Below are 15,152 nucleotides of genomic sequence, written 5' to 3' on the forward strand. Positions count from 1 at the left end.
CTTCAGGAGAGCGCGTCGGCCCCGGCCCAGGTCGCCACCCGGTCGAAGCGGCTGTCGAGGTCCTCGTCCCCGTGGTGCACGACCAGCAGCGCCCGACCGTCGGTCCGTTCGCGCAGCATCCGGAACACCAGGTCCTTGCCGGTGTCGTCGAGGTTCGCGAACGGCTCGTCGGCGAGGTAGACGTCCGCGTCCTCGGACAGGAGGGCCGCGACACCGACCCGCTGGCGCTGGCCGGACGACAGCTCCGACGGCAACTGGTCGGCGAGGGCGTCCAGGTCCATCGACGTGCGCAGCCGCTCGTCGGCGACCAGATCACGCACCGGCAGCGGCGGCAGGTTCACCGGCGTGGTCAGGCTCGCCACCCGTGGCGGCAGGGTGACCGTCCCGGCGTCGGGGGCGAGCGTCCCGGAGATGATGTGCAACAGGGTGGTCTTTCCACAGCCGTTGGGGCCGCGAAGCAGCACGTGCTCACCGGCGGCCAGTTCGAAGTCCTCGACCGACACCGCGCCGTCGCTGTACTTGACCTCCGCACCGCGCACCAGCACCACGGGCCCTTCGTCGTGATAGGTGCCGGCCCCGGACTCGCGCAGCGTCTCGATCCGCTTGAGGACGGCGCTGCTGCGCCGGGCCTGCGGAATCAGGTTCACGAGGTCGAAGATGCCGGTGACGGCCCGCCACAGCGAGTTCACGAAGGCGAGGAAACTACCGAACGACATCCGGCCGGAGAAGACGAAGAAGGCCCCGATGACCATCGAAGCGGTGTCGGACAGGTTCATGACCAGGTCGCTGAGGGTCTTCTGCTTCAACGACAGCCGGTAGTTGAAGAAGGTGATGCCGAGGAACCCGCCCAGTGCCTCCTGGTTGGCGGCCCGGGTGCCCGCCACCAGTGACGGCAGGCCACGCAGCGCGTGGAAGGACTCCAGCGTCCGGGTCAGCTTGTTGATGTACCGCGCCTCCGCCTCGCGTTCGGGCTCGGTGTTGTCCTCGATCCGCTTGGCCAGGCGGTTGCTGACCAGGATCAGCGGCGGCACGATGACCAGCAGGATGAGGCTGGCCTGCCAGGACAGGTACAGCAGCACACCGAGGAAGACGACCGAGGACACCGTCTGCCGCGCGATCTGGATGCACACGTCGACGGCCGGCAGCATCCCCTCCGACACGTCGTTGTGGATCCGGCTGACGTAGGAGGCGTTCCCCGCCTCGGACAGCTTGCGGCTGTCCAGGCCGAGGGTGCGGCCGAGCAGCTCCGTCTCCAGGACCAGTGTGAAGTCGTTCTCGAACCGCTTGCGGCAGCGGGAGATCCAGTAGCCCGCGAGGTTGAGGGTCAGGCCGAGCAGGAGGTATCCGGCGCCGAGCACGAGGAACCTGCGGAAGTCGGCGGTCAGGATCGCCTGGTCGAACAGGGCCTTGAGCAGCAGCGGGTGCAGCAGGGCTTCGAGTCCGCCGGTCGTCGCCTCGGCGACGAGGATCACCACGAACGGAGTCCGGTGGCCCCGCAGGGTGTGCCACAACTGGTTCACCGCGCCGCCTCGTCCAGCAGGAAGTCGGCCGTGCCCCCGTTGTTCGCGCGGTGCAGCACCCGCAGCACGCCCGCCGAGCCCGTCAGGTAGTCGCAGGCGCAGCGCAACAGCCCCTCACCGGGAACGCCCAACGGTGTCACTCCGGCAACACGCGGCACCCCGTGGCGCTCGGCGGGCTCGAACAGGAAGACCTCGCGGACGAAGCGGAGTTGCCGCAGCGCGGTGTCCCGGTAGGAGCGGTCCCCGGTGAACTCGGCCGCGTCCAGCAGCGCGTCAGCCACCCCGCTCATGCCGAAGGCGTACCCCGGCAGCACCGAGTGCCGAACGTCCAGACCCCGCAGGACGGTACGCGCGTTGGCCAAGTCCCCGTATCGGAGCAGCACTTGGGCCACTCCGGCGGAACCCACCTCTACGTACGGCTCCATGGTCCCTTCGTGCTCGAACATGATCGGGCCGCCGTCCTCGATGGGCCGGGCGTGTGCCATCTCCCAGGAGAGCGCGTCCTGTCCGAGCCGCAGATACCGTTCCTCGCCGGTGATCTGGTGCATCCGCAGCAGGAACATCGCGACGCCGGCCTGTCCGAACCCGAGACCCGTCAGCGGCCCGTCGGTCGCGAACTCGTTCAGCCAGTAGGCCCGTGCGCCGTCGCGCTGGACGGTGTCGCACAGCGCTTGCGCGCATTCGAGGGCGGCGGCGAGATCGCGCGGGTCGTGGCCGCGCAGGAAGAAGCGCAGGTTCGTCATGCCGACCCCGGCGAGGCCGTAGTAGAAGGAGTAGTCGCCGCTGTCGAACGCCCGGTCATTGGCCCGGTCCAGCAACTCCCTTGCCCGCGTGCTGAGTCCGAGGGAGTCGGCCGCCCAGGCGATGCCGGCGAGACCGCTCATGAGCCCGTCCGGATACCGGTCCGCATCGAGACTCTCCAGCCTGCCGCCCAGCCAGTCGCGCCACTCGGGCCGGATCACGATGCCCGAGGAGTTCAGCGCCCACAGGACGCCGCTCGCCCCGAAGCCGAGGCTCAGCGGGTTGGTGACGTGTGCGAACGGGTCGACGGGGAAGAGCGAATCCCGCTCCCCGTCGGCGACCGCGGCCACGAACGCGGCCACCCCGGCCTCGGCCTCCCCGAGCCCGAACTCCTCCTCGGCCACCGGTCGGCGCGGCGCGGTCCCGACCTGGTCGAGCAGCTCGGCCTCGTGCTCCAGCTCCCGGAGTACGTCGGTGAGGCCGATCCGCGCCGCGGCCAGGTCGGTGAGCAGCCGGTGGATCCGCTCGGGCCAGCCCAGGCCGTCGATGAAGACCCGATAGGTGTCGAGGATGTCCTCGCGCAGGAACGACATGGCCGCGATCGGGAAGATGAAGTACGCCATCGTGGTCGCCAGGGCGTACAGGTCGCCCTCCGTTCCGTACGCCTCGAAGCGGGCGCGGGACAGGCTGAACCCGGGTGTGAACAGTTCGACCGGCTTCGTCAGCGACTCCTCGGCGCCCCCGGCCAGCCGGCACGCCTCCAGATCGACGATGGTCACGTCGTAGGTGTCGGGGTCGATCAGCAGGTTCGCGGCGGTGAGATCGGTGAGGATCACCTGGCGCTCGTGCGCGGCCCGGATCGCACGGGCGAGGCCGCGGAAGACCGTGATGAAGATGTGCAGGAACTCCCGCGACCGCTCGATGTCGAACCCCGGGCGCGCGAGCGGGTTGCGCTCCAGCAGCACCGAGCGGATGTCGGAGCCGTCCACGAACCCCTCGGCGATGTAGTGGTGCTCCCAGTGCTGGAACGTGGCGATCGGGACCGGGTAGGAGCCGACGTCGGCCAGCTTGTTCAGGAACATCCACTCCCGGCCGAGGATGTCCACGGCGTCATGGTCCTGACGGGGGTTGACGTTGGTGTGGGGACGGGCCTCCTTGAGCACCACCGGCCGGTCGTCGTCCGCGGTGTCCTCGGCGGTGTAGACCCCGCCGCTGTTGGAGAACTGGATCGCCCCCGTCACACGGAACCGGCCGCCGAGCAGACCCCCGTCCTCCTCGGCCTCCTCGGCGGGCTTCCAGTCGCTGAACGGCCAGGGCACCCACCACGGCTGGGCGTACCCGGGACGCCGGTCGTCGGGGACCGGCCCGTCCGGCCCGAGGATGTGCGGCATCCGGCGCCCTAGGACATCGACGGTGTGGGTGTCGAGGAACTGGCCGTAGCGGAAATAGAGCGCCTTGCCGTCCCGGTAGCGCAGATCCGAGAGCACGTACGCGCCGTCCACGCCCTCAAGGACGCGGGCCAGATCGGCCAGGCACGTCCTGAACTCGTCGTCGTCGCGCGGGTAGACGGTGACCAGTTTGCCGCCGCTGCCCCTGGACATGGCCTTGGAGTTGAGCATCTCGTACACGTTGAGGTCGAGCGCGATCTTGAAGTCGATGTGGCGGTCCGTCAGATAGTCGATCACCGAGGCGGCGACCTGACGCACGTCACGCAGGCCCGCCGACACATGGATCTTCCACCCTTGCGTCGGCAGCTCGGGGTTGAGCCGATGGCTCCACCAGATGCCGCTGCGGACGAACCGCGCCCGCACCGCCTCTTCGAGCCCTGCGAGGAAGTGGTCGGACCTTGGTTGGTAGGTGACGTCGAGCGGGTCGAAGAACAGCGTGTCGTTCCAGGCGAAGAGGAATCGGTAGACCCATCGTTCGTTGCGCATGCCAGCCTCTGTGTTCGTCCAAGGGCCCGCCGCTCAGGAGCGGCCTGATGAGAACGGCGGGGATCCGTGCGGGGCCGCTGCACGGGCCCCGCACGGATCGCCTCACATCACCTGGGCTTCTCGGAACAGCAACTGCTGCCGCTGCTCGTCAGGCTGACGACGCTGGCACTGTTGGACGCGACGCGCGGTTGCAGGTTCTGGAGCTTCAGAACGCTCATCCGGATCTCCTCCTCGGTGGTCGATGCGCGGGAAGCGCAGCTGGATGGGGTTCGTACGAGCCGATCGGCACGGCCGAGTCAACGCCATCCGCGAGGTGCGCACATGGGAGATGGGCCCCCACAATCGCGACCGCACCCACGTAGGGGAGGGCGACGCCGGGCGGCGGCAAATGGTGGTGATGGCGCCGTGTGGCCGCTGCGGGGGGCTTCCGGGAGGGCTCCGCAGGCCGGGGCGGCTCTGGGCCGAGGATGCGCAGAAGCCCGGATCGGTGTGTCGATCCGGGCTTCTGTCGTGCAGTAGCGGGGACAGGATTTGAACCTGCGACCTCTGGGTTATGAGCCCAGCGAGCTACCGAGCTGCTCCACCCCGCGTCGGTGAACACAACCTTACGCCACTTCTGAGGGCCCCCGAACCACCGTCCCCGCGGGGCCGCGCCGTCCCGATGCGCCGAGCCCGCCAACCGACGCGGGAATCAGGTAAGACGCGTCATGACCTGCCGCGACCGGTGACGAAGTCCCGGGCCCGGTCGACCAGTCCTGTTCCCGGCGCGAGGAGCTTGTTGGCGGGCGGGGTGCTGGGCGCGCCGGGGTGCGGACGCGTGGGCGCGAACTTCTTCGCCGTGCGGATCTTGTCGCCGAGTTCGTCAAGGGTCGCGGTCTGGACGCCGCGGGCCAGAGCGGGGAAGAGGTGCTGCTCCTCGTCGGCGATGTGCGCGCTGACCTCCTGGATCAACTGCTGTACGAGGGTGTCGAACCGGGCGTCCCCGACCTTCGCCCGCTCAAGTTCCTTGAGCAGCTGCTCGACGGTGGAGTGGTCCTTGATCTCCTGGTCCGCCAGCGCGTCGCCGCCCGGCAGGTGCTTGCGTACCGCGGGGTAGAGGTACATCTCCTCCGCCACGGAATGCCGCACCAGCTCGATGGTCAACTGGTCCGCGATGTCCCGGCGCTTCTCGTCGTGCGCGGGCAAGGCCTGCATCTTCTCGAAGAACTCCTCCACCTCGCGGTGGTCTGCCTGGAGTTCGTCGATGACGTTTCCGCCGTGTCCCATTCGGAGTGTCCTTCCGGATCTCGGTACGTGGCTGTGTCGGGCTCCCGCCGTCCACCGGTGCACGGGTTCCCTTCGACACCTGGGGCCAACTCGTCCATCCGGCCGTGCGCGCGTCAGGGGCCGGCCCCGGCCACGTCGTCTCCCGCCGCGGCCGTGGCGGCGCGCCGCCATCCGGCTCGACCGGGTGCCCCGTCAGCGCTTCTTCGCCGTTCGCCGACGGTTGCGCACCGTCCAGGCGGTCCCGATCGCCGCGAGCAGGCCGCCGATGGCCATGCTCAACGCACCGAGCGTCCGATATGTCTCGGGTGTCGGTGCGGCCAGGTATCCGCCGGTGCCGGCCCGAACCGTGCCGACGTCCTTGCCCGCGCGACACCCACCGCCGCGCACCATGTCCAGGCCGGCCGTCTTCACACACGAGCTCTGTGCGTGCTGCCGCGCGTCGTGCCCGGCGGTGATCTCCGCGAGGTTGCCCTCGTGGACCGCCGTCACGAACGTCGTGCCCTCGCCGCTCGCGGCGGCCGCCGCGGGCCCCGCGGATATCGCGGCCGCCGCGACCGCCGGCGCGACGAGTGACATCAACCGAGTACGCATCACAGCTCGCTCCCTTCGCGCCCGCCGAACGCCGGGCCGATCCTGAGGGCGCCGAGGTAGCACCCCACGGTGATACGTCCCACCGCGACACGCCGTATTGCGCTACCGGAGCCCGAATTCACTCCGTCGGCCTCGGCGCCGTTCACCGCCCGTGACCGCGAACGGGGCCGTCCGCCTCAGCCTCCGGCGTGCCGGAGGCGGCGTTTGGCCGTACGACAGTAGAGAGCAGGACCGACGGTGGAGAGCACGACCGACAGCGCAGGGCACGAGCGCGCACAGCCGCCCGGACCGACCCGGGCCGAACGGGAGGAGCACGGTGACCCGCACAACCGGACGTGCGCGCACAGCGGGCACTCCCGCACCGCACACGCTGCGCGAGTACGCGCTGATCGCCGACGGCGAGCGCGGAGCCCTCATCGGCCCGCACGGTGACATCGCCTGGATGTGCACGCCGCGCTGGGACTCCGACGCCGTCTTCGCCACCCTCATCGGTGGCCCCGGTCTCTACGCGCTCACCCCGCTCGGGCGCTACGTCTGGGGCGGCTACTACGAGAACGGCACCCTCATCTGGCGCAGCCGCTGGATCACCGAAGGGGGCATCGTGGAATGCCGCGAGGCGCTTGCCATGCCGGCCGACCCGCACCGGGCCGTCCTGCTGCGCCGCCTGACGGCCGTCGACGGGGAAGCCCACCTCGCTGTGAGCCTGGCACCGGCCGCGGGTTTCGGCGCCGACCGGTCCCAGCTGCCGCACCGCGACGAAAGCGACACGTGGAGTGCCCGCACCGGAAGCCTGCGCTGGCGCTGGACCGGCGTGCCCGAGGCTCGCCCCGCGCGCTTCGGGCACCGTGGCGGCCTGGCCGCGGAGTTGACGCTCCGGCCCGGCGAGCGCCGCGACCTCGTACTGGAAATCTCCCACCACGCGTTGCCAAAGGCGCCCGACCCCAGCAGTCTGTGGAAGACGACGGAGACGGCCTGGGACCGCGAAGTCCCCTCCCTCGAACACGCCCTGGCACCCGAGGACGCCCGCCACGCCTACACCGTGCTGCGCGGCCTGACCGGTTCGTCCGGCGGCATGGTCGCGGCCGTCACCACCAGCCTTCCCGAGCGGGCGGAAACCGGCCGCAACTACGACTACCGCTATGTGTGGATCCGCGACCAGTGCTACGCCGGTCAGGCGGTGGCCGCCGCCGGGGGACATCCCTTGCTGGACGACGCCGTACGTTTCGTCGCGGCCCGCCTTCACGAGGACGGGCCCCGGATGGCGCCCGCCTACACGGCCACCGGAGGCCGGGTTCCCGACCAGCGCGAGCTCGGCCTGCCCGGCTATCCCGGTGGCGGCAGCCGCGTCGGGAACTGGGTCAACCGTCAGTTCCAGCTCGACGCCTTCGGCGAAGCGCTGCTGCTGTTCGCCGCCGCTCACCGCCACGGCCGTCTCGATGCGGACGGCTGGCGGGCGGTGGAGATCGCGGCCGACACCGTCGCCCGGCGCCGCAACGATGCCGACGCGGGCATCTGGGAACTCGACGACCAGCACTGGACGCACAGCCGGCTGATCTGTGTCGCCGGGCTGAGAGCCGTGGCGCAGGCAGCCCCGTCGCCCAGCAAGGCCGCCGCCTGGGCGTCACTCGCCGACATCGTCCTCGCGGAAACGACGGCGAGCAGCGTTCACCCTTCGGGCCGCTGGCAGCGATCGACCCGTGACCCCGCCCTGGACGGCGCCCTGCTGATACCGCCCCTGCGCGGAGCCGTGGCGGCCGACGACCCCCGCACCACCAGCACTCTGCGGGCCTACACCGGCGAACTCACCCGGGACCACTACGCCTACCGCTTCCGCCACGACCAGCGCCCACTGGGGGAAGCCGAGGGAGCGTTCCTGCTCTGCGGTTATCTGATGGCCATGGCCGAACACCAGCAGGGCAACCAGGCCGAGGCGGTGCGCTGGTTCGAACGCAGCCGCTCGGCCTGCGGGCCACCCGGCCTGTTCGCGGAGGAGTACGACATCAGCCAGCGCCAGCTCCGCGGCAACCTGCCGCAGGCTTTCGTCCACGCGATCATGCTCGAAAGCGCCGTTCGTCTCACGGCCCCGCCCGGCCACAGCGCGTCTCAGTTCGCTGGCTGAAAATGCCCGCATGCAAAGAATCTGCGCATGACAAGTATTGCAAAGTGCAATAAAAGACCTGGCCAGGCCTCCATAAATGTCCCAGAAGTGACGTATCTGTACCCACATCCGGCGAGATGCTGTGCGCGCAAGCAGGAGCACGCCATCTTCTGACGAGGCGTTGCTCCGTCGCGGTCGCAAGGAAGTGGTGCGGAGTGGCACGTGGGAAGGCAAGGGCGGAAGCGGAACGAGCGGCGGCCGACGCGGCGGCTCGGCTGTTCAGGGCGGGCCAGTTGTTGCGCAAGGCGCCGACGACGCTCGACCTGCGGGCGGTGTACCGCCCGGACCAGTCGGTCAACGACGCGCCGTACCGGGAACGGTGGGCCCACGACAAGGTGGTGCGCTCCACCCACGGCGTGAACTGCACGGGTTCGTGCTCGTGGAAGGTGTACGTCAAGGACGGCCTGATCACCTGGGAGACCCAGCAGACCGACTACCCCTCGGTCGGCCCCGACCGGCCCGAGTACGAGCCCCGGGGGTGCCCGCGCGGTGCCTCGTTCTCCTGGTACACCTACTCGCCGACCCGGGTCCGCCATCCGATGGCACGGGGTGTCCTGGTGGAGCTGTTCCGGGCCGCGAAGGAGCGCCATGGCGCAGACCCCGTGGCGGCCTGGGCGGAGGTCACCTCGGATCCCGAGCAGCGGCGCCGCTACCAGTCGGCGCGCGGACGAGGGGGCCTGGTGCGGATCGGCTGGGACGAGGCACTGGAAATCGCGGCCGCCGCGCAGGTGCACACCATCAAGGAGTACGGTCCCGACCGCGTGGCCGGGTTCTCGCCGATCCCCGCCATGTCGATGGCCTCCCACGCCGCGGGGGCGCGCTACCACTCCCTGATCGGCGCGCCCATGATCTCCTTCTACGACTGGTACGCCGACCTGCCGATCGCCTCCCCGCAGGTCTTCGGTGACCAGACCGACGTACCGGAGTCGGGGGACTGGTGGGACGCGGCGTACCTCATGCTGTGGGGATCGAACGTGCCGGTGACGCGTACGCCGGACGCACACTGGATGGCAGAGGCGCGCTACCGCGGCCAGAAGGTCGTGGTGGTCTCGCCCGACTACGCGGACGCCACCAAGTTCGCCGACGAGTGGCTGCACCCGCATCCGGGTACCGACGGAGCCCTGGCCATGGCGATGGGCCACGTGGTGCTCACCGAGTTCTTCGTCCAGCGCCAAGTCCCGTACTTCACCGACTACGTGAAGCGCTTCACCGACCTGCCGTTCCTGGTGGCGCTCGACGAGTACGGCGAAGGGCAGTACGTACCGGGGAAGTTCGTCACCGCGGCCGACCTCGGGCTCGCCCAGTACGCCGATGCCGAGTCGCGGCAGTGGATGCCGGTCCTTGTCGACGCGGACACCGAGGACGTGGTCGTACCGAAGGGGACGCTCGGCCACCGGTGGGCCAAGGGCTCGGAGGGCGAGTGGAATCTGGACCTGGGCGGGGTCGATCCGCTGCTCTCCTTCCACGCCCACGAAGGCACGTACAACGGCGGCCCCGGCGTCGAGGTGGTGCTTCCCCGGTTCGACGAGCCGGGCCGCACGGTGACCCGCGGGGTGCCGGTGCGCGAGCTCGGCGGCCGCCTGGTGACCACCGTGTTCGACCTGCTGTTCGCCCAGTACGCGGTGGCCCGCCCCGGCCTGGCCGGTCAGTGGCCCAGCGGCTACGACGACGCCACGCAGCCCTGTACCCCGGCCTGGCAGGAGGCGATCACGTCGGTGCCCGCGGCCGCCGCGATCCGCACGGCACGGGAGTTCGCCCGGACCGCCGAGCAGAGCCGCGGCCGCTCCATGATCGTGATGGGGGCGGGCACCAACCACTGGTTCCACTCCGACACCATCTACCGGTCGTTCCTGTCGCTGCTCATCCTCACCGGCTGCCAGGGCGTCAACGGCGGCGGCTGGGCGCACTACGTCGGCCAGGAGAAGGTGCGGCCGTACGCCGGCTGGCAGCAGCTGTCCTCGGCGGCGGACTGGGTCCGCCCCTCGCGCCAGATGGCCGGTACGCCGTACTGGTACCTGCACACCGACCAGTGGCGTTACGAGTCGTACGCCGCCGACGCCCTGGCCTCGCCCACGGCCCGGGGCACCTTCACCGGGCAGCACACCGCCGACCTGGTGGCGCAGTCGGCGCGGCTCGGCTGGATGCCCTCGTACCCGACGTTCTCCGCCAACCCGCTGGACCTGGGGCGCCAGGTGCACGAGAGCGGTCAGGAGCCGGAGGACTGGACGGCCAGTCAACTCGCCGCAGGACAAATGGACTTCGCCTGTCAGGACCCGGACGCGCCCCGCAACTGGCCGCGCGTCCTCACCGTGTGGCGGGCCAACCTCATTGGATCCTCCGCCAAGGGCAACGAGTACTTCCTGCGCCATCTGCTGGGCGCGCGGGACGGCGCGAGCGCCCAGCAGGCGCCGCCCGGACGGCGGCCGAACACGCTCACGTGGCACGACGAGGCTCCGCGCGGCAAGCTCGACCTGCTGCTGAGCCTCGACTTCCGGATGACCTCCACCACACTGTTCTCGGACCTCGTCCTGCCCGCCGCCACCTGGTACGAGAAGCACGACCTCTCCAGCACGGACATGCACCCCTACGTGCACGCCTTCAGCCCCGCGATCAGTCCGCCCTGGCAGGCCCGCACCGACTTCGAGATCTTCCACTGCCTGGCCCGCAAGGTGAGCGAACTGGCCAAGGGCCGTCTGGACGTGGCGTACGACCTGGTGGCCACCGCCCTCCAGCACGACACCCCGGGCGAGACCGCACAGCCCGGCGGCCACGCGGCCGACTGGCGCGACGGACACGCCCCGCCGGAACCGGGACGCAACGCACCGGCGGTCACGCTCGTCGAGCGTGACTACACCGCGATCGCGGACAAGCTGGCCGCCTTCGGGCCGCTGGCCGAGGAGCACGGCATGACGGTCAAGGGAGTCACCGTGACGCCCGGACCCGAGGCGGCCTGGCTGGCCGCCCGGTGCGGGCGGGCGGCCGGGGGCGCGGCCGACGGGCGGCCACTGCTCGATACGGACGTCAAACTGTGCGAGGCGATCCTGGCACTGTCCGGAACCACCAACGGGCGCCTCGCGGCGGAGGGGTTCGACCGGCTCGCCGACCGCGTCGGGCCCGACGCCGGGCTCGCGGAACTCGCCGCCTCGGTGGCCGAACGCCGAGTGGTGTTCTCCGACACCCAGGAACGCCCCGTGCAGGTCGGCGCCAGCTTCGAGTGGTCCGGCAAGGAAGCCTCCGACCGCAGGTACTCGCCCTTCACCATCAACACCGAGCACGACAAGCCCTGGCACACCCTCACCGGACGCCAGCACTTCTACCTCGACCACGACTGGATGTCCGAACTCGGCGAGCAACTCCCCGTCTACCGCCCGCCGTTGAACATGGCCGAGCTGGGCGAGAACGGCCCGGCAGCCGGACTGGAGGAGGGCCGTGCGGTGACGGTCCGCTACCTCACCCCGCACTCGAAGTGGTCCATCCACTCCGAGTACCAGGAGAACCTGCTGATGCAGACCCTCGCCCGCGGCGGCCCGGTCATCTGGATGAGCCCGGCGGACGCCGAGGCGATCGGGGCGGCCGACAACGACTGGGTGGAAGCCGTCAACGCCAACGGCGTCGTGGTGGCCCGCGCCGTGGTCTCACACCGCATGCCGACAGGCACCGTGTTCATGTACCACGTACAGGAGCGCCTGGTGAACGTGCCCAAGTCCGAGACGACCGGGCGACGCGGCGGCGTCCACAACTCCCTGACCAAACTGCTCATCAAGCCGACCCATCTCATCGGCGGATACGGCCAGTTGTCGTTCGCACCCAACTACTACGGTCCGACCGGAAACCAGCGGGACGCGGTCACGACGATCCGGCGCCGCGCACAGAACGTGGAGTACTGACATGGCACCCAGGAACATCTCCAAGCCCCGCCCCCGACGGGTCATGGCACAGGTGGCCATGGTCATGAACCTCGACAAGTGCATCGGCTGCCACACCTGCTCGGTCACCTGCAAACAGACCTGGACCAACCGCACCGGCACCGAGTACGTCTGGTTCAACAACGTCGAGACCCGTCCGGGCCAGGGCTACCCCCGCGGATACGAGGACCAGGACAAGTGGAAGGGCGGCTGGCAGCTCAAGCACGGCCGCCTCGTGCCGCGCACCGGCGGCCGGGCCCGGCGCCTCGCCCGGCTGTTCGCCAACCCCGAACTGCCCACCCTGGACGACTACTACCAGCCCTGGACCTACGACTACGAGAACCTGACCACCGCCCCGCTCGGCGACGACCTCCCCAGCGCACCACCGCGCTCCCTCATCGACGGCCGCCCCACCGACGTCACCTGGGGACCCAACTGGGACGACGACCTCGGCGGCGGACCCGGGCAACTGTCCGCCGACCCGGTCCTGCGCAGCATGAGCGAGAAGGTGCGCCTGGAGTACGAGCAGGCGTTCATGTTCTACCTGCCGCGCATCTGCGAACACTGCCTCAACCCTTCCTGCGTCGCGGCCTGCCCTTCGGGCGCGATGTACAAGAGGATCGAGGACGGCATCGTCCTGGTCGACCAGGACCGTTGCCGCGGCTGGCGGATGTGCGTGTCCGGCTGCCCGTACAAGAAGGTCTACTTCAACCACACCACCGGCAAGGCCGAGAAGTGCACGTTCTGCTATCCGCGCATCGAAGCCGGTGAGCCGACCGTCTGCTCGGAGACCTGTGTGGGACGACTGCGCTACCTCGGCGTCATGCTGTACGACCCGGACAAGGTCGGCGAGGCCGCGTCCGTGGAGAGCGAACAGGACCTGTACGAGGCCCAGCTCGGCTGCTTCCTCGACCCGGACGATCCCGAAGTGGCCCGCGACGCCGAGAGTTCGGGCATTCCGCACGACTGGATCGAGGCCGCCCGCCGCTCCCCGGTCCGGGCGCTGATCACCCGGTTCCGGGTGGCGCTGCCGCTGCATCCCGAGTACCGGACGATGCCCATGGTCTGGTACGTCCCGCCGCTCTCGCCTGTGGTGGAGGCGCTGACCGCCACGGGTCACGACGGGGAGGACCCGGCCAGCCTGTTCGGCGCCATCGACTCGCTGCGCATCCCCCTGGCCTACCTCGCCGAACTGTTCACGGCGGGCGACCCGGTCCCGGTGGAGGCCGCGCTGTGCCGACTCGCGGCCATGCGCGCGCACATGCGGCGCGTCAACCTCGGTGAGGAACAGGACCCGGAGATCGCGACCGCGGTCGGCCTGACCGAGCAGGACGTTCTCGACATGTACCGCCTGCTGGCACTGGCCAAGTACGACGAGCGGTACGTGGTCCCCACCAGCTACACCGGTTCCACCCCGCACGACGGTGCCACCAGCGGATGCAGCCTCGACGGCGACGGAGGCCCCGGCATGATGCCCGGCCGGGACTTCGACGCCGACACCTTCCATGCTCCGCCCCCCGAACAGCCGACGGGATCCGCCTCCACCCTGCGCGGACGGCTGAACCTGCTGAACTGGAACGGCACCGGACGCCCGGCCGGGCTCTTCCCGCAGACCACGGAGCAGAGCCGATGACCCGCTCCGCCGTCTTCCAGGCCACCGCGCTGCTGCTCGACTACCCCGCCCACGACTGGTCGCGGCGCCTGCGCGAGGTGCGCTCCGCCGTGCGTCAACTACCCGGCGCGGAGGTCCAGTTGCTGCTCTCCTTCTGCGACCGGGTCGAGACCCTGGACCCGCTGGACCTCGCCGCCCGGTACGTCGCCACCTTCGACCGCAGCCGGCGCCGCTGTCTGTATCTGACGTACTACACCGACGGCGACACCCGACGCCGCGGCGCCTCCCTCGCGCGCCTCAAGTCCCTCTACCGCGAACACGGCTGGCTGCCGCCCGAGGAGGAACTGCCCGACTTCCTGCCCCTGATGCTGGAGTTCGCCGCGCGCAGCCCCGGGGCGGGCGTGCCGCTGCTCACCGAGTACCGGCCCGCCCTCGAAGTGCTGCGCTACGCGCTGCTCGCCCACCGCAGTCCCTACGCCGACCTGCTGGGCGCCGTCTGCCAGTGCCTTCCGGGGGCGGCGCCCGCCAGCCGCGAGGAAGCGCTCAGGCTCGCCCGAACCGGACCCCCGACCGAGACGGTGGGCCTGGAGCCCTTCCCCGTACAGCCGGAACCCAGCGCCCAAGGAGCCCGCAGGTGACCCATCTGAACATCGCCCTCTGGGGCGTGCTGCCCTACCTCGTCCTGGTCCTGCTCGCCGCGGGAACGGCCTGGCGCTACCACTACGACCGGTTCGGCTTCACCACCCGCTCCAGCCAGCTGCACGAAAGCAGACTGCTGCACGTAGGCAGCCCGCTCTTCCACTACGGCCTGCTGTTCGTCATCGGCGGTCACATCGCCGGACTCCTGGTCCCCGAAGCCCTGACCGACCGGCTGCACGTCAGCGAGGAGATGTACCACGCGAACGCGCTGTTTGCCGGGGGCGCCGCCGGGCTCGCCACCGCGGCGGGATTCGCCGTACTCCTCCACCGCCGGCTGCGGGCGCCCGCGCTGCGGGCCGCGACCAGCCGCAGCGACCGCGTCGTCTACCCCCTGCTCACCGCGGTGCTGCTCGCCGGTCTGATCGCCACGGCCTCGGGCGCGGCGGCGGACTCCTACGACTACCGTCTCGGCGTCTCCCTGTGGTTCCGCAGCCTGATCGCGCTCGACCCCGACGTGAGCGCGATGGCCCACGCGCCGCTCGTCTACCAGGTGCACGCCCTGCTCGCCATGGCACTGTTCGCCCTGTGGCCGTTCAGCCGGCTGGTCCACGCCTTCACGGCACCGATCGGCTACCTCGCGCGACCGTACGTCGTCTACCGCTCCCGCACACCGGCCGCGCCCTACCGCCACCCGGCGACGGGCGCGCGGCGCGCGAACAGCGGTCGGCGCGGCTGAACTTGACGGTGCGCCCTCGCCGCCGCCGTTTCGGTGCCCGGCGGCGTGGT

The 15,152-nt window shown here is 70.4% G+C and carries 10 protein-coding genes and 1 tRNA gene; 5 read left to right on the forward strand and 6 right to left on the reverse strand.

What is annotated here, in order from left to right:
• Nucleotides 1–2: 2 nt before the first annotated feature.
• The 6 genes from OG522_RS33540 to OG522_RS33565 all read right to left on the reverse strand — a co-directional run bounded on the left by OG522_RS33540 (nucleotide 3) and on the right by OG522_RS33565 (nucleotide 6,052).
• Nucleotides 3–1,520: an ABC transporter ATP-binding protein gene (locus OG522_RS33540; RefSeq protein ID WP_329466807.1), complete on the reverse strand. Its 1,518-nt coding sequence runs from the start codon at nucleotides 1,518–1,520 to the stop codon at nucleotides 3–5.
• On the reverse strand, nucleotides 1,517–4,195 hold the full coding sequence (lanKC, locus tag OG522_RS33545; protein WP_329466808.1) for a class III lanthionine synthetase LanKC: 2,679 nt from the start codon (nucleotides 4,193–4,195) through the stop codon (nucleotides 1,517–1,519). Before lanKC ends, OG522_RS33540 begins: the two co-directional genes overlap by 4 nt.
• Before the next feature lie 107 nt (nucleotides 4,196–4,302).
• Complete coding sequence (locus OG522_RS33550) at nucleotides 4,303–4,413, reverse strand: class III lanthipeptide (RefSeq protein WP_329466809.1); 111 nt, start codon at nucleotides 4,411–4,413, stop codon at nucleotides 4,303–4,305.
• A 298-nt stretch (nucleotides 4,414–4,711) separates the two neighbouring features.
• Nucleotides 4,712–4,785: transfer RNA gene (locus tag OG522_RS33555), tRNA-Met, on the reverse strand.
• Nucleotides 4,786–4,900: 115 nt separating this feature from the next.
• Nucleotides 4,901–5,461, reverse strand: coding sequence for a hemerythrin domain-containing protein (locus tag OG522_RS33560; RefSeq protein ID WP_329466810.1), 561 nt, complete (start codon nucleotides 5,459–5,461; stop codon nucleotides 4,901–4,903).
• A gap of 192 nt (nucleotides 5,462–5,653) precedes the next feature.
• Complete coding sequence (locus tag OG522_RS33565) at nucleotides 5,654–6,052, reverse strand: hypothetical protein (RefSeq protein ID WP_329466811.1); 399 nt, start codon at nucleotides 6,050–6,052, stop codon at nucleotides 5,654–5,656.
• 316 nt (nucleotides 6,053–6,368) lie between these two features.
• On the opposite strand from OG522_RS33565, the gene OG522_RS33570 reads away from it, so the two are divergent.
• The 5 genes from OG522_RS33570 to narI all read left to right on the forward strand — a co-directional run bounded on the left by OG522_RS33570 (nucleotide 6,369) and on the right by narI (nucleotide 15,102).
• Nucleotides 6,369–8,171, forward strand: a complete 1,803-nt coding sequence (locus tag OG522_RS33570; protein WP_329466812.1) for a glycoside hydrolase family 15 protein — start codon at nucleotides 6,369–6,371, stop codon at nucleotides 8,169–8,171.
• Between the two features lie 194 nt (nucleotides 8,172–8,365).
• Nucleotides 8,366–12,097 (forward strand): nitrate reductase subunit alpha, encoded by a 3,732-nt coding sequence (locus OG522_RS33575; protein WP_329466813.1) that lies wholly within the window; start codon nucleotides 8,366–8,368, stop codon nucleotides 12,095–12,097.
• A 1-nt stretch (nucleotide 12,098) separates the two neighbouring features.
• Nucleotides 12,099–13,748, forward strand: coding sequence for a nitrate reductase subunit beta (gene narH, locus OG522_RS33580; protein ID WP_329466814.1), 1,650 nt, complete (start codon nucleotides 12,099–12,101; stop codon nucleotides 13,746–13,748).
• Nucleotides 13,745–14,365 (forward strand): nitrate reductase molybdenum cofactor assembly chaperone, encoded by a 621-nt coding sequence (gene narJ / locus OG522_RS33585; RefSeq protein WP_329466815.1) that lies wholly within the window; start codon nucleotides 13,745–13,747, stop codon nucleotides 14,363–14,365. The genes narH and narJ overlap by 4 nt, the downstream gene beginning before the upstream one ends.
• Complete coding sequence (gene narI, locus OG522_RS33590; protein ID WP_329466816.1) at nucleotides 14,362–15,102, forward strand: respiratory nitrate reductase subunit gamma; 741 nt, start codon at nucleotides 14,362–14,364, stop codon at nucleotides 15,100–15,102. Before narJ ends, narI begins: the two co-directional genes overlap by 4 nt.
• Nucleotides 15,103–15,152 lie beyond the last annotated feature (50 nt).

The sequence above is a fragment of the Streptomyces sp. NBC_01431 genome (genome assembly GCF_036231355.1).
GTDB lineage: Bacteria > Actinomycetota > Actinomycetes > Streptomycetales > Streptomycetaceae > Streptomyces.

What these genes read in the sequence shown, in the direction of transcription:
- lanKC (WP_329466808.1), bottom strand. Translation starts at nt 4,195, where the DNA reads ATGCGCAACGAACGATGGGTCTACCGATTCCTCTTCGCCTGGAACGAC.
- OG522_RS33550 (WP_329466809.1), bottom strand. Translation starts at nt 4,413, where the DNA reads ATGAGCGTTCTGAAGCTCCAGAACCTGCAACCGCGCGTCGCGTCCAAC.
- OG522_RS33560 (WP_329466810.1), bottom strand. Translation starts at nt 5,461, where the DNA reads ATGGGACACGGCGGAAACGTCATCGACGAACTCCAGGCAGACCACCGC.
- OG522_RS33565 (WP_329466811.1), bottom strand. Translation starts at nt 6,052, where the DNA reads ATGCGTACTCGGTTGATGTCACTCGTCGCGCCGGCGGTCGCGGCGGCC.
- narH (WP_329466814.1), top strand. Translation starts at nt 12,099, where the DNA reads ATGGCACCCAGGAACATCTCCAAGCCCCGCCCCCGACGGGTCATGGCA.
- narJ (WP_329466815.1), top strand. Translation starts at nt 13,745, where the DNA reads ATGACCCGCTCCGCCGTCTTCCAGGCCACCGCGCTGCTGCTCGACTAC.